This window comes from Acidimicrobiales bacterium, assembly GCA_035533595.1.
GTDB lineage: Bacteria > Actinomycetota > Acidimicrobiia > Acidimicrobiales > Bog-793 > DATLTN01.
Window position 1 is genome coordinate 1 of sequence record DATLTN010000070.1, and the last position, 18751, is coordinate 18751.

General features: G+C 71.0%; 18 protein-coding genes and 1 pseudogene. 9 read left to right on the forward strand and 10 right to left on the reverse strand.

The genetic code is table 11. The annotated features are described in order from the left end of the window. Positions 1–388: type II toxin-antitoxin system VapC family toxin (locus tag VNF07_13065; GenBank protein HVB07168.1), on the forward strand; the 388-nt coding region annotated here is incomplete at its 5' end. Between the two features lie 249 nt (positions 389–637). Here the strand turns inward: VNF07_13065 and VNF07_13070 are convergent. Continuing rightward, positions 638–1261, reverse strand: a complete 624-nt coding sequence (locus tag VNF07_13070) for a hypothetical protein (GenBank protein HVB07169.1) — start codon at positions 1259–1261, stop codon at positions 638–640. A 234-nt stretch (positions 1262–1495) separates the two neighbouring features. Next, a complete protein-coding gene (locus VNF07_13075; protein HVB07170.1) occupies positions 1496–1900 on the reverse strand; it encodes a hypothetical protein in 405 nt (134 codons plus the stop codon). 150 nt (positions 1901–2050) lie between these two features. On the opposite strand from VNF07_13075, the gene VNF07_13080 reads away from it, so the two are divergent. Together VNF07_13080 and VNF07_13085 are read left to right on the forward strand one after the other, a co-directional pair. Beyond that, positions 2051–2692, forward strand: a complete 642-nt coding sequence (locus VNF07_13080; GenBank protein HVB07171.1) for a dihydrofolate reductase family protein — start codon at positions 2051–2053, stop codon at positions 2690–2692. A 330-nt stretch (positions 2693–3022) separates the two neighbouring features. Beyond that, on the forward strand, positions 3023–3619 hold the full coding sequence (locus tag VNF07_13085; GenBank protein HVB07172.1) for a hypothetical protein: 597 nt from the start codon (positions 3023–3025) through the stop codon (positions 3617–3619). A 234-nt stretch (positions 3620–3853) separates the two neighbouring features. Here VNF07_13085 and VNF07_13090 read toward each other — a convergent pair whose 3' ends face one another. After that, the gene (locus VNF07_13090) at positions 3854–4312 is read right to left on the reverse strand and encodes an NUDIX domain-containing protein (GenBank protein HVB07173.1); all 459 of its coding nucleotides are present in this window, start codon (positions 4310–4312) and stop codon (positions 3854–3856) included. Between the two features lie 434 nt (positions 4313–4746). Between VNF07_13090 and VNF07_13095 the strand changes: the two genes are divergently transcribed. Beyond that, positions 4747–6120, forward strand: a complete 1374-nt coding sequence (locus VNF07_13095) for an MFS transporter (protein ID HVB07174.1) — start codon at positions 4747–4749, stop codon at positions 6118–6120. A gap of 87 nt (positions 6121–6207) precedes the next feature. Here VNF07_13095 and VNF07_13100 read toward each other — a convergent pair whose 3' ends face one another. From VNF07_13100 to VNF07_13125, 6 genes are all read right to left on the reverse strand, one after another. Next, the gene (locus tag VNF07_13100) at positions 6208–6846 is read right to left on the reverse strand and encodes a DUF3565 domain-containing protein (GenBank protein ID HVB07175.1); all 639 of its coding nucleotides are present in this window, start codon (positions 6844–6846) and stop codon (positions 6208–6210) included. Positions 6847–6895: 49 nt separating this feature from the next. After that, on the reverse strand, positions 6896–7705 hold the full coding sequence (locus tag VNF07_13105) for an aldo/keto reductase (GenBank protein ID HVB07176.1): 810 nt from the start codon (positions 7703–7705) through the stop codon (positions 6896–6898). 80 nt (positions 7706–7785) lie between these two features. Then, on the reverse strand, positions 7786–8463 hold the full coding sequence (locus tag VNF07_13110; GenBank protein ID HVB07177.1) for a hypothetical protein: 678 nt from the start codon (positions 8461–8463) through the stop codon (positions 7786–7788). 35 nt (positions 8464–8498) lie between these two features. Next, positions 8499–8927, reverse strand: a complete 429-nt coding sequence (locus VNF07_13115) for a RidA family protein (GenBank protein ID HVB07178.1) — start codon at positions 8925–8927, stop codon at positions 8499–8501. A gap of 121 nt (positions 8928–9048) precedes the next feature. After that, positions 9049–9336 (reverse strand): hypothetical protein, encoded by a 288-nt coding sequence (locus VNF07_13120; protein HVB07179.1) that lies wholly within the window; start codon positions 9334–9336, stop codon positions 9049–9051. A gap of 297 nt (positions 9337–9633) precedes the next feature. Continuing rightward, positions 9634–10296: a hypothetical protein gene (locus VNF07_13125; GenBank protein ID HVB07180.1), complete on the reverse strand. Its 663-nt coding sequence runs from the start codon at positions 10294–10296 to the stop codon at positions 9634–9636. A gap of 272 nt (positions 10297–10568) precedes the next feature. On the opposite strand from VNF07_13125, the gene ilvD reads away from it, so the two are divergent. The 5 genes and pseudogenes from ilvD (at position 10569) to VNF07_13150 (ending at position 17506) form a co-directional block, all read left to right on the forward strand. Next, complete coding sequence (ilvD, locus tag VNF07_13130; protein HVB07181.1) at positions 10569–12266, forward strand: dihydroxy-acid dehydratase; 1698 nt, start codon at positions 10569–10571, stop codon at positions 12264–12266. A gap of 196 nt (positions 12267–12462) precedes the next feature. Then, positions 12463–14187: pseudogene (locus tag VNF07_13135) on the forward strand (acetolactate synthase large subunit). 26 nt (positions 14188–14213) lie between these two features. Then, positions 14214–14714, forward strand: a complete 501-nt coding sequence (gene ilvN, locus VNF07_13140) for an acetolactate synthase small subunit (protein ID HVB07182.1) — start codon at positions 14214–14216, stop codon at positions 14712–14714. 27 nt (positions 14715–14741) lie between these two features. Beyond that, entirely contained in the window at positions 14742–15767 is a 1026-nt protein-coding gene (ilvC, locus tag VNF07_13145; protein HVB07183.1) for a ketol-acid reductoisomerase, read from the forward strand. A gap of 140 nt (positions 15768–15907) precedes the next feature. Then, positions 15908–17506, forward strand: coding sequence for an ethanolamine ammonia-lyase reactivating factor EutA (locus VNF07_13150; protein HVB07184.1), 1599 nt, complete (start codon positions 15908–15910; stop codon positions 17504–17506). Between the two features lie 66 nt (positions 17507–17572). Here the strand turns inward: VNF07_13150 and VNF07_13155 are convergent, their stop codons facing one another. Beyond that, a complete protein-coding gene (locus VNF07_13155; protein ID HVB07185.1) occupies positions 17573–18739 on the reverse strand; it encodes a TAXI family TRAP transporter solute-binding subunit in 1167 nt (388 codons plus the stop codon). Between the last annotated feature and the right edge of the window lie 12 nt (positions 18740–18751).

Genomic DNA, 18751 nt, shown 5'->3' on the forward strand with positions numbered 1-18751 from the left:
CCTGGACGCGTCGGTCCTTGCGAACGCACTCGCCGACGATGGCGAGGACGGCCGCCGAGCGCGCGAGGAACTCCTAACCCAGGAGCAGCTCGCGGCTCCGGACCTCATCGACGTAGAAACGGTCTCGGTGCTCCGGAAGCGCTGGCTCGAGGGCACGGTATCGGACTCACGTTTCGAGACCGCTCTTGACGACCTCGAGACCCTCGAGCTTGACCGCTATCCCACGCTTCAATTGATGAGGCGGGCATTTGAACTTCGTGCCAACGTCACGCCGTACGACGCGGCGTATGTTGCTCTTGCCGAGGCGATGGACTGCGAGTTGCTGACCGCGGATGAACGGCTGGCAAGGTCGCCCGGACCTCGCTGTCGGTTCCGCGTGCTGGCCTGACGGCAAGCTCGACACGCACTGCCCCCGAACGCTGCCGGATCGTCAACTCATGAGGATCGCGACTGGGAGCACGCGGAAGATTGTCGCTCAGGGGTGGATCGATTCGTTGCGCCCCGCGTCCCACAATGCCGGGGCGTAGGCCTTTTGCCCTCGCCAGGCCTACCACGAGGTGCCCCTGAACAGTGAGCACTGCACGCGTTCTGCTTGACCTCTTGATCAAGGAGGGCAGTCCTAGAGAGCACCCCGGGGTCAAGGACGGCCTCGTCGTAGTGCCTCGATCCAGGGGTGGCTCCGCGTTTGTGTCGGAAGGGGTAGCTCAGACGCCCGCCGCTCGATTGCGTCTTCAAGCCAGCCTCGCTCGCGTGCCGTGAGGAGGGGTAGAGCGGTTTCGAAATCTGCTTGGTCCTGGGCGCGGAAGGAGAAGGCGCGAAGGAACAAGATGACCGCGAGCGCGAGATGCGGTACGCCGCAACGGCTGGTGACTGCCTCGGCCATCGGAAGGCGAATCGCCGGTTCGTCGGTGAAGACCCAATCGGCACCATCGGGCTCGCAGAATGCGAACTGGGTCGGTAGCGGGAGCTCCGGCGCGACGATGACCAAACGGTCCCCCGGCTTCAGCGTCGGCGTACCACTACCCCAGGGTCGTGGCGGATCCCCGAGTTCGAAGGCGACACCGCTCAACTGTGCAGGCAGCGCCATTGCATCGCCCGCGACCATGTACAGGTCAATCCCGTTGTGGGGCCGGGAGACATAGCCAACGGCGAGGTCAATTGCCCATCCTCCGGTCAGCCACCACGGGAGGCGGAGCGCGGAAAGCAGGTTGAGAACCGGCCGGAGCGGCTGAAAGCCCTCCGGGAACTCAGGCTGCTGCATACAGGAAGTCTCGCCGGACCTCCCCGTGATCGCCACGGCCGCCAGCTCGCCCCAGCTGATCGCCGAATACTTCCCGGGGGTCAGGTCGGCAGCCCGCTGTTGTTCTGCGCGTCCTCGACCGAGTGCCCCTAAAGCTCTTGTCAGCTCCGGGGCGGTTGCCCGACGTTTATGTTCGCTTAGGCAGCCACGAAGAACTGCTGAACGTGACGCGGCGCGATGGGTGTGATGACCCTCTCAACGGATGAAAACGCCGGGGTCCTCGTAAAGATCCGCCTCGTACCGGGCAAGCGTGGTAGGTGAAAAGAGTTCAGCGAACAGCACGTCACCCTGCTCATCGACGGAGTACGCCACGCCGTCGCCCGCCGCTACGTAGCGGACACATCCCTTCCCCGCGCGCGACCTCAGTGCTACGGGCTCCGATCCGACTGCGGCCGAAAGATCACTCGCCGACGGACTCGTCCATCCGAGATCCGAAGACAGGTACGCGAGGACGACCTTCCCGTCGAGGGCGAAAATCCGCCCAGGAAAGGTCGTCTTCTGCTGATACGCGACAAGGCCAGAGAGCTTGCCGTAGCTGACGTCCCACCACGGTCGCTTTCGCGAAGGAAGGATCCTCGCCCGGCTGATGGAGCTCGCCACTGAAACGGAGTCCCGGCGCCTACAGCGATCGGTGGCTCCCAGCCACGTACGGCGTTCGGGATGCGTGATGAGCTGGGCGCTCGGGGATCCGCGAGTCGAAGGCCTCGAGCAAGTACGTAGCCTCGTCGGCCACGCATCGGAAGGAGCTACATGTCAGGAGTTCGGGTTCACAACTTCTCCGTCTCGCTTGAGGGCTATGCCACCGGCGAGGGTCAGAGTCTCGAGTCACCCTTCGGGCACGCGGGGGCCAAGCTCCACCAATGGTTCTTTCCGACGAGAACCTTCCGCGAGATGCAGGGCCAGGCAGGTGGAAGCACGGGAGTCGACGATGCCTTCGCGAGCCAATGGGCCTCAGGCATCGGGGCGGAGATCATGGGGCGGAACAAGTTCGGACCGCAACGCGGTCCTTGGGCCGATGAGGAATGGAAGGGCTGGTGGGGTGACGACCCACCCTTCCATTCCCCGGTGTTCGTGCTGACCCATCACCCGCGGCCCTCGGTCGAGATGGAGGGTGGCACCACGTTCCACTTCATCGACCTCAGCCCTCGGGAGGCCCTGCAGAAGGCACAAGATGCGGCCGGTGGCCTGGACGTCCGCATCGGCGGAGGAACGGCGACCGTCCGTCAGTTCCTCGCGGCGGACCTCATTGATCACCTCCACGTCGCGATCGTGCCGATCCTGCTTGGACGGGGGGAACGTCTGTGGGACGGATTCGAGGATCTCGAGCACCGCTTCGAGGTGGAGGCCGTCAGCTCGCCGAGTGGCGTCACGCACGTCACATTCAGTCGCTAATCGACGCCGCGTTCCGTTCGCCACGTAGATCGTTCCGTCGGGGACCGCTTCCGAGTCCGTGACGCGAAGGTGGGCGATCGTCGAGATCGACCCCGAGGGCGATACGGACTGCAGGGCGGTTGCCTCGCCGAGGTAGACGACGTTGCCTGACCCAGCAACTGCGCTCTGGATCGGGAGGCTCGCGTGGGCGAACGGGATCAACTGCGAACCAGCGAGCTTGAAGAGCTCCGAACCGCTTGCGACGTAGAAAGTGCCGAGTGCCTCGCAAGGCAGGCAGCGCCGTAGTCACGGGTTTGTATGAGCCGGTCCGTAGCGACGGCGCGTCAGGAGGTGAGCGTCACTGAAACCGGCGCGGGCGCGGGGACCTGGAAGCTGGCCCGGTACGTCACCGAGTACGTCCCCGCTGGCAACGACGGTGCCGGGCATGACGGCGACTTGGCGGTCGCTTGCGCCGGATTCTGGGTGCACTGCTGGTACGTCGTCGGCACGGTGATGCGCACGGTTGTCGTGCCCGGCTCGATGACGTACGTGCATCCAACTCCTCCGGATGCGCCACCGGTAGCCAACTGGCTGTTGCTCAGCGTGATTGTGGAATTCTCCGGGCAGCCACTCACGAGGACCGCTGCGCCGGGGTTGTCGACAACGAACGAGGCCGAAATCGGGGTGCCCGCCGCAACCGTTGCCTCATCCAGCTCGATCGACGTCGTGATCGGGGCGGTAGGTGTGGGGGCGATAAAGGTGAAGCGAGCCGACGTCGACCGAGCGCTCCTCCCGCCTGTCGTGACCACGCTCACCGGGGCAGTGCCCCGACGATGCGCGGGAGCGCGAACGGTGCACTGCGCCGTCGTCTCGCATACCGCGGGGACACTGACAGAGCCGAAGAGGACGTGGGGCCGGCCATTTCCCCTGGCCAGGCCGAGGCCCTGAACGGACATGAGACTGCCCCCGGCAGTTGACCCGAACGTCGGCATGACCTTCACGATCACGGGGGAGGATGGGGGCATTGCGAGCGCCCAGCGCTACGGCCGGTACCGCCGGCACGGCCATGGCGACGCCGATGGCGACGAGGAGGATCATCGACGTCCGATGCCGCTGCACGATCGCCTCCATCGTCGGATCGAGCGTTCGCGAGAGGGTAACAATCGACGCCCGGAGCTCCTCCTACTGAAGGACGCGATCGCGGACGAGGAGCTCGAGGAAGGGCTCCTTCGGGAGCGATCCGAGCTCCGCGAGGGAGATCCAGCGGACCTCGAGGGTCTCGTCGGCGTCCGGCGCTGCGTCTCCGCCGGTCACGTGACCGTCGTACACCACCGAGACGTAGGAGATCTCGTCGCCGTTGGCATAGGTCTTCCGGTAGTCGGGGCCACCGACGACCGCCCGCACGCCGTCGAGCCGCACGGTGAGGCCGGTCTCCTCGAGCGTCTCTCTCACCGCGGCCTCCTCCGGGCCCTCCCCGGGCTCGATCACCCCTCCGGGCGGGCACCACTTGCCGGAGTCGCGTTCGAGGACGACGAGCACGCGCCCCGCTGTGTCACGGCAGAGCACCGCCACGGAGGGGAGCTGGAGCAGCTGCTGGCCGACCTGCGAGCGCAGCAGCGCGACGTGCGGCGAGATCGGCATGGGACGAATGATGACCGAGTCCCGTTGTGCCGCGGGGCCGCCGATGGCGCGCACAGTGGTGAGCCCCCCGTCGCAGCCGCTGCGCCATCGGCGCCGCGCACGACGCGAAAGTGCCCCGGTCAGTGCGGGAACACCGCCGGGGCTATCGGCATCCAAACCACTGGAGGCGACCCCGCGATTCTACAGGCGAGCGCTCAGGAGGCGTCGAGCAAGAGCAGCAGGTTCAGCGATACGCCAACAGCTGTCGCCGCTCCTTGCCGGAGTGGAGCAGCGTCACGGTGACCGGGGCTTCTCCGCTCGGCCGCCCCCGACGCCGCCCAGTACCCTCGGCTCTTGTGACCGTCGACCCCGCTGCTCCTGACGGAGCGAGCGGCGGGGAGCCCCGAGGCACCGAGGTCACCGCGCCGGTGCCTCCGGAGCGCCCTCGGGAGGCGGTGGCCGAAACCCCGCCCGCGCGGCGCCTCGCCATCTTCGCGGTCGTCGCGATCGCCCTCCTCATGAGCTCGCTCGACGGGACCATCGTCGCCACCGCGCTGCACGCGATGAAGGAAGGTCTGCACTCGTCGATCAACTGGACGGCCTGGTCGATCACGGCCTACTCGGTCGGCATGGTCCTCATGTTGCCGCTCGCCGGCAAGTTGAGCGGGCGCTACGGCCGGCGGCGCTTCTTCCTCGCCTCGGTGGTCATCTTCGCCGGCGCCTCGCTGTGCTGCGGCCTGGCGAGGAGCATCTACGTCCTCGTCGCGTTGCGCGCCGTGCAGGCGGCCGGGGGCGCGGGCTTCACGCCCTCGGCGACCGGGATCGTCGTCGAGCACTTCGGTTCGTCGCGCGACAAGGCGGTCGGCCTCTTCGGCAGCATCTTCCCGATCGGTTCGATGATCGGGCCGATCTTCGGGGGTCTCTTCGTCGCCTACTGGTCGTGGCGAGGCATCTTCTTCGTGAATGTCCCGATCGGGATCCTGCTCGTGGTGCTGTGCCTGCGGTACGTCCCCCGTGATCCGCCGCGCGACGCCGTGGCGCGCCGCCCGCTCGACGTGAAGGGCATGGCGTTGCTCGGCGCCGGCGTGCTGGCCCTCATGACCGCGATCAGCTACCTCGGCCAGGCGGGGACCCGCGTCTCGTCGCCGCTGTTGATCGGTTCCTCGGTGGTCGCCGTGCTCGCGCTGGCGCAGTTCGCGCGCCACATCAACCGCGCCACGGACCCCTTCATCGAGCCGCGCCTCATCCGCGGGCGGGGCTTCGCCGCGGTCAATGTGATCAACATCGTCTACGGGGGAGCGGCGAGCGGCCTCCTCGTGCTCGTCCCGCTCTACGCGGTCACCCGTTACCGGATCGACCCCCTCGGCTCGGGGACGCTCCTCACCGCCGAAGGGGCCTCGGTGATCGTCGTGTCGGGGCTCGCCGCGATGGCGTTGCGCCGCACCGGCTACCGGTCGCCGCTGTACGTCGGCTCGCTGTTGATCGCCGCCGGGATGGCCGCCCTCGCCGTGCGCCCCTCGGGGGTGTCGGCCTACGTCTGGCTGGCGTGCTGCTGCTGCGCGGTCGGCCTCGGGATGGGCTTCTCCTCCCCGGCGAGCCGCAACGCCGGCCTGCAGCTCGCTCCCGAGCACTCCGCCTCCCTCGCCGCGCTGCGCACCACCGGGCGGCAGGTGGGGTCGATCGCGGCGATCTCGATCACCACCGCGATCCTCGCCCAGGCGCTCCATCCGGGCGAGGTGCAGGCCAAGGTGTACGCGGCGTTCGCCCTGCTGCTGATCCTCTGCCTGCCGGTGATCTCACGCATCCCCGAGCACCGGGGGTCATGGTGACGGCGGGTGGGGTTGCCTCGGGAAAGGCGGACGACGATGGGTCGACACAGCGCGCGGCGAGCTGAGCGGCGCCAGCGCAAGCACGAATTACGTTGGGTCCGGCGCTTCCGGAGGGCCCTCTGGTTCGTCCCGCAGACGCGGTGGCTGAGGGTTCTCGGCTTCGTCCTCTCGGTGCCCGTGCCGATCGCCTGGCGTTTCCTCCGAAAGCGCAGGAGCGCCCCCCCGAGCGGCGGGACGCCGTGAGGGGCGGACGACGCCGGTGCCCGCCTGCCGGTCGGCGGGGACCCGGAAGTCGATGCTGAGCGTCACCGGCCCGTCGAGGACGAGGTGGTGCGCGACCTCGGGTGGGATCGCCTGACGGTCGCCAACGCCGACGAGCCGGGCGAACGGTGGGTCGACCGCCATCACGAACCGCACGGACCCTTCGAGCACGAGTAGCTCGCCCCAGGTGCCGCGCGCCACCCGGTGATCCCTGAGCAACCCCCCCGGGAGGGTGCTCGCGTCGAAGGGCCCCGCCGTTCTCGCCAACGCGAGCCCTTCCGGCAGTTCCGCGCGGTCGCAGAGCGGGCAATCGATCTCCGAGCCGATGTGCGAGCTCCTCCCGGCTGCGCTCAGCACCCAGGGCCGCTCGAGGAAGGGCGGGCGGTGGCGGACGTGCTGGTTGTGCAGGCAGGAGAGCTCCGCGACCCAGTCACACGACTCGTCCTCGTGCAGGCCGACGATCATGCGCTCCACCGCCTAAGCATGTCCGATTCGGGCACCGATCTCGCGGCGCTCAGTCGGCAGCGAGGGCGTCGAGGCCCGCCATCTGCGTCGGGGTGAGGGTGAAGCCGAAGAGATCGCGGTTCTCCGCGATGCGCTCACGGCGGGCGCTCTTCGGGAGGACGACGACGCCGTGCTGGAGGTGCCAGCGGAGCACCACCTGGGCGGGGGTGACCTCGTGGGCCGTCGCGGCCGCGACGAGGACGGGGTGCTGCAGGCTGCTGAGGGCGAGCGGGCTGTAGCCTTCGAGGCAGACCTCGCGCTCGTCGAGGTCGCGACGGATCGCCTCGTCGTGGCGAAAGGGGCTCCAGGGGATCTGGTTCACCTCGGGCGCCTCCCCCGTCGTTGCGATCAGCTCGTCGATCTCCTCGGTGCCGTAGTTGCTCACCCCGACGGCGCGAGCCAACCCTTCGTCGCGGAGGGCGAGCATCTCCGCGAACAGCCTCGGTGAGGAGCCCTCCGACGGTCGGTAGGACTGGGCGGGCGGCCAGTGGATGAGCCACAGGTCGACGAAGTCGACGCCGAGGTCCGCGAGGCTCCGCTCGAGGGTCCTTCGGACCTCGGTCGCGTTCCCCGGGAGCTTCGTGGTGACGAAGACCTCGGTGCGCGCGAGGCCGCTGTCGGCGAGCGCGTCACCGACCTCCCGCTCGTTTCCGTAGACGGTCGCGGTGTCGAGGTGCCGGTAGCCGAGCTCGAGGGCGGCGGCCACCGCAGCGTGCGCCGCGGCTCCGGTGATCTGCCAGGTCCCGAAGCCGACGAGAGGGATCTGCGAACCCCGTCGGAGCAGGCGGGCGTCGGTCTCGGCGGGTCCCTGGTCGGTCACGGGGGCACCTTACGCGGGGCCGCGCCCCCGTCCGGCCACCGATCCCCTCCGCCCGACGGCGCTCGGCTGACGGTCGGGGCTCACCGCGCCTCCGCCGCTTCGCACGGTTCGGGTCCTGGGAGCAGATCACAAGAGGCGAAGCCCTCACGCTCGAGCTGTTCGCCCGCTCCGATCGCGACGGGCGAGGAGAAGCCGGGGCCGTCCCAGACGAAGGTGTGGAACTCACCGCGCTCGCCGCAGGGATCGACCGCGGCCGGCAGCTCGTCGAGCAGTGCTGCGTCAAAGGCGCGCCCCACGAAGCGGGCGTCGAGCTGCGCGGTGTCCACGCAGGTGAGCACGGCCCGCAGCCCCGACGCCAGCATCTCCCGAGCGAGCGCCGGGGTGGGTCGCTGCCACAACGGGAAGACGGGCTGGACGCCCGTGCCCGCGAGCTGCGCCTCTCGGTAGGCCCGCACGTCGCGGAGGAAGAGGTCGCCGAAGGCGATGTGCGTGACCCCGTCGGCGACCGCCGCGGAGACGGCTTCGGCCATGCGGGCTTGGTAGAGCTCGTTCGGGCACGGTGAAGGGATCTCGACGGTAACGAGGGGGAGGCCGACGGCGCGAGCCTGCGCCTCGAGGAGCGTGCGCCGGACCGCGTGCATGGCCACCCGCGCCGCTTCCGCGTTCACGGTGCACAGCAGCGCCGTGACGTCGAGCTCGCCGCCCGCACGAAGGGCAGCCAGTGCGGTGGCGCTGTCCTTCCCGCTGCTCCAGCTCATCCAGGCACGGGCGCGTGCGGTCAACGGTGCGTCGCTCAGCGCGCCGGCGTGCAGTCGACGGCGATGGCCTCGATCTCGACGAGCACCTCGGCGCGGCCGAGCCGGCTGACCACGCAGAGCGTGGCGGCGGGGAACGCGCCGTCCGGGAAGAGCACGGGCCAGAGCTCCTCGCGGAGCGTGACGAGCTCGGGCATGTGGTCGGCGTTCACCAGGTAGTAGTTCAGCTTCACGACGTTCCCGAAGTCCATGCCCGCCTCGGCGAGCACGGCACCGATGTTCTCGAAGACGCGCCGCGTCTGCGCCGTGAAGTCGTCGCTCACGATCCGGCCCTCGCTGTCGCTCGCGGTCTGGCCGGCGACGTAGAGGATGCGGCCCGGCGCCTCGGCGAGGACGCCTGGCGAGTAGGTGCCCCTCGGCGGGCCGAAGCTCGCCGGCCGCAGCATTGACAGTCCTTCCGCGGGCATCGCGCCTCCCTTGGTCCGTCGGGTACACCGTCGAGTCTCGTCGAGCGCACGGTCGCGGTGGACGTGGCCGCCGCCTGCCGGCCGATCGCGGCGGGGCCGCCTCAGGTGGTTGCGGCGGCCCTCACGCACTCCGCGCGGCGCGCACGATCACGGTCGCGTGCCAACGCTCGACCGCACCGCAGGTGGGCGCACCCGAAGGCGCCGGCCCACAGGCGGGACGCGCCGCGCTCAGCACGACGGTCCCGGCGCGCACCGCTCGGAAGTTCGTCCCGGTGCTGCCTCGCCTGAACATCAGCGTCAGCGGAGCGATCTGCAGCACGCCGGCCCTCGAAACGTGGATCGCGCGCCACGGCGCAGCGCTCGGGCTCGGTCCGCTCAGCACCACCAAGAGCCGCTCGCCGGTCGCCACACAAACGCTCCGGCCGTTCTGTCGGTTGCCGATCGACGCGTCGTATCCGGGGCCACCCCCGCGCGGCGTGCTGCAGGTGACGGTCGACGCAGACGCTCGCGGCGCCGGGCTCGCGCTGTTCGTGGCCGCTAGGAGACCGCCCGCGATCGCGGCCGCCGCGAGGACTGCCACGAGGGCGGCGGTCCTCGTCGTCATCCCCGGACCGCCCCGCCGGCCGCGGTCATCGGCCCGGCGCGCTGCCGCTCGGTCGGCCGGGCGGGGCCGCGAACCCGTCGGGCGGGGCGCTGCGCCGGCACGTCACAGTCGGCTTGCCGCCACTGCCGTCAAGTGTCGCGAGAGCGATCCCGGAAAGGAGGCCCCGATCGCCGTCAGGGTGAGCGTCTGCTCCTCGTCGCCCCTCACGTAGTCGGTCACCGTCAGCTGGACCTTCAACGTCGTTCCCTGGGAGGTCACCGGGAAGCTCATCACGAAGTTGGCGGTCGAGGGTGCGAAGTCCGCGGCGGGGGCCCTCGTCACCGCGACCTTCCCGAGGTGAGTCCCCGCGCCTAGCTGGCCGACGAGTTGCGACCTCGCCGTCCCGTTCATGAGTGTGGTGAGACAGGACGGCGCCTTCGGGTTGGCGAGGCTCTCGTAGTCCGCCCTCGCCGAGGCCGCCGAGGAGTACACCGACGCCGAGTCCGAGACGGTGAGGAGGCCGTCCGCACTGTTGAAGTCCGGGCTGGTCGCGCTCGGAGGGTTGCTCGTGACCACGCTCGTCGCGACGCCGAGGCACCGCGCCAGCTGCGACGACCCCGGAAAGGCACCGCCGCCACCGGACGAGGACTTCGAGGAGGTCCAGCCCTTCGGCATGTCCGTGAGGCGAAGGAGCGCCTTGCCCGCGGTCGCGACGGGGGAGGTGCGGGCGGTCGCGACGGCGCCCGCAGGGCTACTCGCGGCGCCGACAGCGAGGACGAGGGCCACCCCGCACGCGAGCGCGATGCCTGCCGGGTTTCGTCCGCTTCGCCGCATCTCGTTCCCCCCGATTCGTAGACGAAGCCGCGCCGCGCGCTCCGTCGCTCTGATCCGTCGACCGCCCGGCAACCTCGCGGCCGGGGGTGACCGCAGGCTACGCGCCTTCTAGCGGCACGGCCCCGGGTCGGCCGTGCGGTTCCCGGCCGGCCGCCGCCGGCCGGGAACCGCACGCCGACGCCGGCGGTGCATCCTCGCGGTCGGCGCCCATAGGCTGAGCCGCTATGAGCACCGAGACCACGCCGCCGGCCAACCTGAAGATCCGCAGCCACGAGGTCACCGACGGCCCGCGGCGCGCCGCGGCGCGGGCGATGCTGCGCGCCGTCGGGATGCGCGACGAGGACTTCGACAAGCCGCAGATCGGCATCGCTTCGACCTGGAACGAGGTCACACCCTGCAACCTCTCGCTGGCGCGCCTCGCGCACCGCGCGAAGGACGGGGTGCGCGCCGCGGGCGGCTTCCCCCTCGAGTTCGGGACGATCACCGTCTCGGACGGCATCTCGATGGGCCACGAGGGGATGCGGGCCTCGCTCGTCAGCCGCGAGGTGATCACCGACTCGGTGGAGACCGTGATGCACGCCGAGCGCTTCGACGGCTTCATCGGCCTCGCCGGTTGCGACAAGTCGCTCCCGGCGATGCTGATGGCGGCGGCGCGCCTCGATCTGCCGATGGTCTTCGTCTACGCGGGGACGATCCTCCCCGGCCACTGGCGCGACCAGACCCTCGACGTGGTGAGCGTCTTCGAGGCGATCGGCGCGCACGCCGCAGGGCAGATCGACGACGAGACGCTCTACCAGATCGAGCGCAACGCCTGTCCCGGCGAGGGCGCCTGCGCCGGCATGTTCACGGCGAACACGATGGCGGCGATCGGCGAGGCGATCGGGATGTCGCTGCCCGCGGGAGCCTCGGCGCCGGCCGTCGACCGCCGTCGCGACGACAACGCCTTCGACTCCGGCAGGGCCGTGATCGGCCTCCTCGAGAAGGGCATCCGCCCCCGCCAGATCATGACCCGCGCCGCCTTTGAGAACGCGATCGCCGTGACGATGGCGCTCGGCGGCTCCACCAACGCCGTGCTGCACCTGCTCGCGATCGCCGCCGAGGCCCACGTCGACCTCTCGATCGACGACTTCGCCCGCATCGGGGCGCGCGTCCCGCACCTCGCGGACATGAAGCCGCACGGCAAGTTCCACATGGTCGACCTCGACCGCGTCGGTGGCCTCCCCGTGGTCTTGAAGGCGCTCCTCGACGCCGGCCACCTGAACGGTGACTGCCTCACCGTCACCGGCTCGACGCTCGGGGAGAACATCGAGCGCCTCGACCCGCCGGCCCCGGACGGGGTCGTCGTCCACCCCCTCGAGGCGCCGATCCACCGCCGCGGCGGCATCGTCATCCTCCGGGGGTCGCTCGCGCCCGCGGGGGCGGTCGTGAAGATCGCCGGCACCGACCTCATGCGTTTCGAGGGCACGGCGCGGGTCTTCGACGGGGAGGACGGCGCGATGGACGCGATCCTCGCCGGCTCGGTCGTGCCGGGCACGGTGCTCGTCATCCGCTACGAGGGGCCGAAGGGGGGCCCGGGGATGCGCGAGATGCTCGCCGTCACCGGGGCGCTCACCGGGGCGGGGCGCGGCGGCGACTGCGCCCTCATCACCGACGGCCGCTTCTCGGGTGGGACGCGCGGCTTCTGCGTCGGCCACGTCGCCCCCGAGGCGAGCGTCGGTGGCCCGATCGCCTTCGTCGCCGACGGCGACCGCATCGTGATCGACGCCGAGAACGGCTCGATCGAGCTGCTCGTGGACGAGGCCGAGCTCGACCGGCGCCGAGAGCGCTTCGACCCGCCGCCGCCCCGCTACACCTTCGGCGTGCTCGCCAAGTACGCCCGCCTCGTCACCGGCGCCGAGCGGGGCGCGATCACCGAGGCCTGAGGACGGCTTTACAGTGGCGCGGCGGGCTGGCAAGATCGGGGCCGTGACTGTTTCGCCCGCGCACCTGGTAGTCCTTACGTAGCAACGACGGCATCTCCGTCGTTGCCCCGCGGCCTCCCGAAAGGGAGGTCGTTTTGTTTCCCCGGAGCGCCCTCCGGGACGCGGAGCCCGAGACCCAGCCAACCCATCGACCGACACGACGAGGGAACAGGAAGGAGTGGAGCGAGTGGAGCTCACCGGCGCGCAAGCACTCATCAAGAGCCTCGAGCACGAGGGGGTCGAGGTCGTCTTCGGTCTCCCCGGCGGGGCGATCCTGCCCGTCTACGACCCGATCATCGACTCTTCGATCCGTCACATCCTCGTCCGCCATGAGCAGGGCGCCGGTCACGCCGCCGAGGGCTACGCGCAGGTGACGGGCCGCCCCGGGGTGGCGATGGTCACCTCCGGCCCAGGGGCGACGAACATCGTCACCCCGCTCGCGGATGCCTACATGGACTCGATCCCGCTCGTCGTCATCACCGGCCAGGTGGCGACCGCGGCGATCGGCACCGACGCCTTCCAGGAGGTGGACACCACCGGCATCACGATGGGGGTGACCAAGCACAACTGGCTCGTCACCGACGCCGCCGAGATCCCGAACGTCGTCGCGGAGGCCTTCCACGTCGCGACGAGCGGTCGCCCGGGCCCGGTGCTCATCGACTTCCCGAAGGACGTCGCCAACGCGAAGATGACCTGGCACTGGCCCGAGCAACTCGACCTCCCCGGCTACCACCCGGTGCGCGAGCCCGAGGCCGCGGCGATCGCCGCCGCCGTCGAGCTGATCACCGCGGCCGAGCGCCCGGTGCTCTACGTGGGCGGCGGCGTGCTGAAGGCCGACGCCTCGCCGGCGCTCGCCGAGCTCGTCGAGCTCACCGGCATCCCGGTCGTCACGACGCTGATGGCGCGCGGCGCCTTCCCGGACTCGCACCGCCGCCACCTCGGGATGCCCGGCATGCACGGCAGCTACGCGGCGGTCACCTCCCTGCAGCGCGCCGACCTCCTCGTCGCCCTCGGCGCGCGCTTCGACGACCGGGTGACCGGCAAGATCTCCGCCTTCGCGCCCGGGGCCAAGGTGATCCACGTCGACATCGACCGCGCCGAGCACGGCAAGGTCCGCCGCCCCGACGTGGCCGTGGCCGCCGACTGCCGGCTCGCGATCGAGGCGCTCATCACCGGGATCGCCGCCGCTCACGACCGCGGCGCCGGGGAGCGCCTCGGGCCCTGGGTGGCGCAGTGCGAGGCCTGGCGGGAGCGCTTCCCCTTCACCTACGACGCCTCCGGCGAAGCCGGCGTGCTGAAGCCGCAGTACGTGATCGAGCAGCTGCGCGCCGCCAACGACGACGACACGATCCTCGTCTCCGGCGTCGGCCAGCATCAGATGTGGGCGGCCCAGCACTGGCGCTTCGAGCGCCCGCGCAGCTGGGTGAACTCGGGCGGCCTCGGGACGATGGGCTTCGCCGTGCCGGCGGCGATCGGCGCCAAGGTCGGCCGCCCGGACCGCACGGTGTGGGCGGTGGACGGCGACGGCTGCTTCCAGATGACCGCCCAGGAGCTCGTCACCGCCTCCTCCGAGCGGATCCCGGTGAAGATCGCGATCCTCAACAACGCCTATCTCGGCATGGTCCGGCAATGGCAGCACATGTTCTACGAGGAGCGCTACTCCGAGGTCTACCTCTCGCCCGACCTCCCCGACTACGTGCGCTGGGCCGAGGCGATGGGCTGCGTCGGGCTGCGGGTCACCGAGCCCGAGGAGGTGGCGCCGGCGATCGACAAGGCGAACTCGATCGACGACCGCCCGGTGGTGATCGACTTCCGCACCGACTCGATGGAGCAGGTCTTCCCGATGGTCGCCGCCGGCTCCTCGAACGACGACATCATCGTCCACCCGAGCCAGCGCGAGCTGCCGCGGTGAACGCCGTCGCCACCCACCACCTGCTCACCCTGCGGGTGGAGAACAAGGCGGGGGTCCTCGTGCGGGTCGCGGGCCTGTTCGCGCGCCGCGGCTACAACATCTTCTCCCTCGCCGTGGCGCCGACCGACGACGAGCGCTTCAGCCGCATCTCGATCGTCGTCGACGTCGAGTCCGCCCCCCTCCAGCAGGTCCTCGACCAGCTGAACAAGCTGATCCCCGTCGTCGAGATCTCCGAGCTGCACCCCGCCGACGCGCACGAGGCCGAGCTGCTGCTGGCGACGGTGTCCGTCGAGCGCGCCGCCGTCTCTGACCTCGAGGGCCGCTGCGCGGCGGTCGGGGCGACCATCGCCGAGCGGGGCGAGGGGGCCGTCACGGTGAGCTTCGCCGCCTCCCCGGAGGCCCTCGACGCCTTCGAGGCCGAGCTCGCCACCTATCCGATCCGCGAGCTCCAACGCACCGGCCGGATCGGTCTTCCTAAGCTGACCGCTGCCCGCTGACGGGCTATCGAGAGGAGCACCAAGGCAATGCCGACGCTGTATTACTCCGCCGACGCCGATCACGGCCTGATCGCCGACCGAAAGGTGGCGATCCTCGGCTACGGCTCCCAGGGCCACGCGCACGCGCTGAACCTGCGCGACTCGGGGATCGACGTGCGCGTCGGCCTCCGTCCGGGCTCCTCCTCGAAGGAGAAGGCCGAGGGTGCCGGGCTGCGCGTGCTCTCCATCGCCGACGCCTCCCGTGAGGCGGACCTCGTGATGATCCTGCTCCCCGACACCGAGCAGGCCGCCGTCTACGAGGCCGAGATCGCCCCCAACCTGAGTGACGGCGACGCCGTCTTCTTCGCGCACGGCTTCAACATCCGCTACGGGACGATCACGCCCGCCGCCGGGCTCGACGTCGCGATGGTCGCCCCGAAGGGCCCCGGCCACCTCGTGCGCCGCACCTACACCGAGGGCGGCGGCGTGCCGTCGCTCATCGCGGTCGAGGCCGACGCCTCCGGCAAGGCGATGGACCTCGCCCTCGCCTACGCCGACGCGATCGGCGCCACCCGCGCCGGCGTGCTCGTCACGACCTTCCGCGAGGAGACCGAGACCGACCTCTTCGGGGAGCAGGTCGTCCTCTGCGGCGGGCTCACCTCGCTCATCACCGCCGGTTACGAGACCCTCGTCGACGCCGGCTACGAGCCGGAGTCGGCCTACTTCGAGTGCCTGCACGAGGTGAAGCTGATCGTCGACCTGATGTACGAGCAGGGGATCGCCGGGATGCGCTTCTCGATCTCGGACACCGCTGAGTACGGGGACCTCACCCGCGGGCCGCGGGTGATCAACGACGCGGTCCGCCAGGAGATGCGGCGGATCCTCGACGAGATTCAGGACGGCCGCTTCGCGGAGGAGTGGATCGCCGAGAACAAGGCCGGGCGCAACCGCTTCAACGCGCTGCGCCAGGCCGCCCAGGTGCACCCGATCGAGAAGGTCGGCGGCGAGCTGCGTGCGCTGATGCCCTTCATCGCCGGTGGCCGGGAGCGCTTCGAGGACGTCTCGGGGGGCTGAGCGCCGCGGGCGCCCGCGCCCGCACTCGCCCGACACGCGGGCCGTCTTCGGGCGGCCCGCGTGGCGCGCACGGGCGCGACCGCCGGGGGAGCCCGCAGAGGGGCCGCCACTACGATCGGCACTCGCCGGGGAGGGCGTTCATGCACGAAGCGACCGAGCACGACATCTTCAGCCAGGGGGGCGGTGGGGCGCAGCTGCGCGGCCGCCAGCTCGTGACGATCGGCGTCGATGTCGGCTCGACGACCTTCCACTTCCTCTTCGCCCGCCTCGTCTTCGGCAAGGGCGGGGGCGAGGAGGGCGGCGACGGCGGCCACGGCGACGGCGTGCGCCGCGAGATCCTCTGGCGCTCGCCGATCCACCTCACCCCCTACCGCGGCAAGCGCATCGACGCGATGTCCATCGGCCTCGCGATCGAGCTCGGCCACAAGGCGGCGCGCATCGCCCCGGAGCGGATCGACAGCGGCGCGATCATCTTCACCGGCGAGGCGCTGCGCGCCGAGAACGCCCGCGCCCTCGCCGACACGATCGCCACGACCGCGGGGAAGTTCGTCTCGGTCTCCGCGGGCCACCACCTCGAGTCGATGCTCTCCGCCTACGGCTCGGGGGCGGTCGGCGCCGCCCGCGAGCACGGCGAGACGCTGCTGCACGTCGACATCGGCGGCGGCACGACCAAACTCTCCGTGATCGACGAGCGCGGCATCCGCCAGACGGCGGCGATCAACGGCGGCGGCCGGCTGGCGGCGATCGACGACAAGCGCCGCATCGTGCGCCTCGCCGCGGGGGCGAGGCCGCTCGCCCGCCACGCGGGGATCGTGCTCGAGGTGGGTGGCATCCTCTCCGAGGACGCGGCCCGCGCCCTCGCCGACGGCCTCGCCGACGCGATCGCCGGCATCGTGGACAAGGACACCTCCGGCACCGCCGAGCGGCGGCTGCGTCTCACCGAGCCCCTCGAGGAGCACTGGAAGCCGACCGCGATCTCCTTCTCGGGAGGGGTCTCGGAGTACATCTACGGGCGCGAGCAGCGCGACTACGGCGACATCGGCAGGGTGATCGCGGCGGCGATCAACGCCCGCCTCGACGACGGCCGCATCGCGCTCCCGGTGATCGACCCCGGCGAGGGGATCCGCGCCACGGTGATCGGCGCCGCGCAGTCGACCGCCCAGGTCTCGGGGAACACAGCGCTCGTCTCGGGCGCCGACCTGCCGATCACCGACGTGCCCGTCGTCCACCCGCACTTCGACGCCGACGACGTGCGGGCCGACGACGTCGCCGCGGGGATCGCCCACGAGCTCGCCCTCTACGGGATCACCGGCGCCGACCCGGTCGCGCTCTCGATTTCCTTCGAGGGCTCCGCCTCCTACGCGCGCCTGCGCGAGCTGGCGGCGGGGATGGAGCGCGCGCTCGGGGCCGAGCGCACCGCGCCGACGGTCGTGCTCATCGACGTCGACATCGCGCACGTCTTCGGCAACCTCCTCGTCGAGGAGTTCCCGGCGGTGAAGGGCATCATCTGCCTCGACGGCCTCCACCTCTCCTCCCTCGACTACGTCGACGTCGGCGAGCCGCTCGAGTCCTCGGGCGTCTTCCCGGTGGTGATCAAGTCGCTGCTCTTCGACGTCCACGACCACGAGCATGTCCACGACCACGACCACGACCACGACCACGAGGACGGGGAGCACGACCACGACCACGGGGACGGCCACGACCACGGCCACCACCACGAGGGCCACGACGAGTCCTGAGCCCGGGCGGCGCCCGGAGCGCTGAGGGGCGCGGGCACCGCGACTCGACGGCGCCGAGGGCGCGCGTCAGTGCTTACCGAAACCGCCCTGCCAGGCCGGGGGGGCGTCGGTCGCGGCGGCGGTCGCCTTCTCCTTCTCGGGGAGGGCGTAGATGCCGTTGCGGGAGATCATCAGACCACCCGGGCCGTGCACCCCGATCTTGTCCCACAGGCTCGGGAGCTCCTTCGCGAGGTGGACGTGGCCGGAGAGGTCGCCGGGGCCGTGGCTGTGGTCCTCCCCCTCGCCGTGGTCGTGGTCCTCGGCGGCGTCACCGACGGGGTAGCGCATCGAGGAGTAGTAGCGGTGGGCGCCCGGGTGCAGCGGCACCCCGTAGCTCATCCCGACGTTCAGCGGGTCGTAGGAGAGCGCGACGTTGCTCACCCGCAGCATCGCCCGGTTCTCGTCGAGCGCCTGCGCGACGAGGCGCGCGAAGCCGCTCGGCATCGCTGCCGAGCCGTAGACGGCGTAAGGGTGGCGGGCGACCGAGGCGCACTCCTCGCCCTGGCCGCGCACCATCCACGCCGGGAGCGTCGACCATTCGCCGAGGCCGAGCTTGAAGGCGGCGCGCGCCACCTCGTCGGGGACGGGGAGGAAGTGCAGGTCGGTCGCCGCGCTCGCGGCGTGCCAGTGGCGGACGCGGGGTGCGTAGCCGGTGTACAGGTGGTCGACGATGACGTCGAACTCGCCGCGCGCCGCCCAGGCGTGGCCCTCCTCGCCCTCCGACAGCGGGAGGAGCGCGCCCCCCTGGAAGGCGAGGGTCTCCTCGTCGAGGCCGAAGTGCTCGAGGAGGAGCGCGGCGAGCCCCCCCGTCGCGGCGCGCAGGCGCACCGGGAGGCGGCGGGCGGTGATCTCCCCGAGGTCGCCGATCCCGAGCTCGGCACGGGCCGCGACCGCGAGCCACGAGGGGTGGTTGACGTGGGCGAGGACGCGCAGGTCGGCCCCGCCGACGGCGGAGAAGACCCCCGTCCCCTCGCGCGCCGCGAGCAGGAGCTCGATGTTCATCACCCCGAGGTCGCACTCGCCGAGGGCGACCGCGCGCGCGTTCCCCGGCCCGATCCCGGTCGGCACGACCTCGATCGAGGAGACGTAGGGGCGCAGCACCCGGTGCAGCACGTCGACGATCGCGCCCCCCGGCGAGCCGCCCCCCGGGGTCGACTCCCCGGCGAGGACGATGCGACGGACGTCGAAGGCCATCGTCCCCTCTCG

Excerpts from the sequence above, each read along its gene's own strand:
- VNF07_13090 (HVB07173.1), bottom strand. The coding sequence starts at position 4,312 with ATGCCGATCTCGCCGCACGTCGCGCTGCTGCGCTCGCAGGTCGGCCAG.
- ilvC (HVB07183.1), top strand. The coding sequence starts at position 14,742 with ATGCCGACGCTGTATTACTCCGCCGACGCCGATCACGGCCTGATCGCC.
- VNF07_13155 (HVB07185.1), bottom strand. The coding sequence starts at position 18,739 with ATGGCCTTCGACGTCCGTCGCATCGTCCTCGCCGGGGAGTCGACCCCG.
- VNF07_13115 (HVB07178.1), bottom strand. The coding sequence starts at position 8,927 with ATGCCCGCGGAAGGACTGTCAATGCTGCGGCCGGCGAGCTTCGGCCCG.
- ilvD (HVB07181.1), top strand. The coding sequence starts at position 10,569 with ATGAGCACCGAGACCACGCCGCCGGCCAACCTGAAGATCCGCAGCCAC.
- VNF07_13100 (HVB07175.1), bottom strand. The coding sequence starts at position 6,846 with ATGATCGTCGGCCTGCACGAGGACGAGTCGTGTGACTGGGTCGCGGAG.
- VNF07_13110 (HVB07177.1), bottom strand. The coding sequence starts at position 8,463 with ATGAGCTGGAGCAGCGGGAAGGACAGCGCCACCGCACTGGCTGCCCTT.
- VNF07_13150 (HVB07184.1), top strand. The coding sequence starts at position 15,908 with ATGCACGAAGCGACCGAGCACGACATCTTCAGCCAGGGGGGCGGTGGG.
- VNF07_13080 (HVB07171.1), top strand. The coding sequence starts at position 2,051 with ATGTCAGGAGTTCGGGTTCACAACTTCTCCGTCTCGCTTGAGGGCTAT.
- VNF07_13070 (HVB07169.1), bottom strand. The coding sequence starts at position 1,261 with ATGCAGCAGCCTGAGTTCCCGGAGGGCTTTCAGCCGCTCCGGCCGGTT.